Raw genomic sequence first — 953 nt, 5'->3', positions numbered from 1 at the left:
CCGATCGCAATGACGCCATCGGTGTAGTCTGACGGGCAACGCCAAACAGCAGCACAAACCGTGATTTCTGTCGGACCATACGCGTTGAACACCGTTGCCCGGTGACTCAATGCCCGAAGCAGCGCGGCACTGGGGGCCTCTCCCCCCAGTATCAATACCGGTCTTATCGTCATCTCCGGTAAACCAACACCATCCCGAAGTAAAGCCGGTGTCAGGCAGGCGTGTGTTATCGCCTGCTCTTCTAAATAATGCCAAAGATGACGCGAGTCCTGACGAACCGTGTTAACAGGGATAACCAGAGCCGCACCACCACACAACGCCATCATGATTTCCCAGACACTGGCATCAAAACCAAATGAGGCGAACTGCAATATCCGGCTACCGGAATGAATATCAAACTGAGCGATTTTTTCCTGAATCAGGTTAACCAGCCCTCGATGTTCAACCATCACCCCTTTGGGTATACCGGTTGAGCCAGAGGTGTAAATCACATACGCCAGATGTCGTGGGGTTAATGCAATCACCTGCGGGTTGCTGTCCGGCTGGGCAGGCAATACATTCGGATCCATTACAGTCAGCCCGGCCAGCGCTGTTTCACCTAACGCCGCACGTCCGGTATTATCCGCCAGTAAAATAGCCGCATCAGCATCAATCAATATATGGGCCAAACGTTCCCCCGGATAGGCCGGATCCAACGGCACATAGGTGCCACCCGCTTTCAAGACGGCCAGCAGCCCCACGATCCGCGCTGGTGAATTCGCTACACAAATGGCCACCCGCTGATCCGGCACCACGCCTAATGCAATCAACTGATGCGCCAGCCGATTAGCTCGAATATTTAATTCAACATAACTGAGGGCTTGCTCTTCATACACCAGCGCTATCGCATCAGGTTTTTTTTCTGCCTGTTGCTCAAACAGTGGGTGAATACAACCCGGGTCAGGATACGGCAT

General features: G+C 53.3%; 1 protein-coding gene. It reads right to left on the bottom strand.

The annotated features are described in order from the left end of the window. Positions 1-953: AMP-binding protein (locus C5471_RS23350; protein WP_166296590.1), on the bottom strand; the 953-nt coding region annotated here is incomplete at both ends.

The organism is Photorhabdus tasmaniensis (assembly GCF_011189505.1).
Lineage (GTDB): Bacteria > Pseudomonadota > Gammaproteobacteria > Enterobacterales > Enterobacteriaceae > Photorhabdus > Photorhabdus tasmaniensis.
This window is presented reverse-complemented; position numbering and strand designations above follow the sequence as displayed.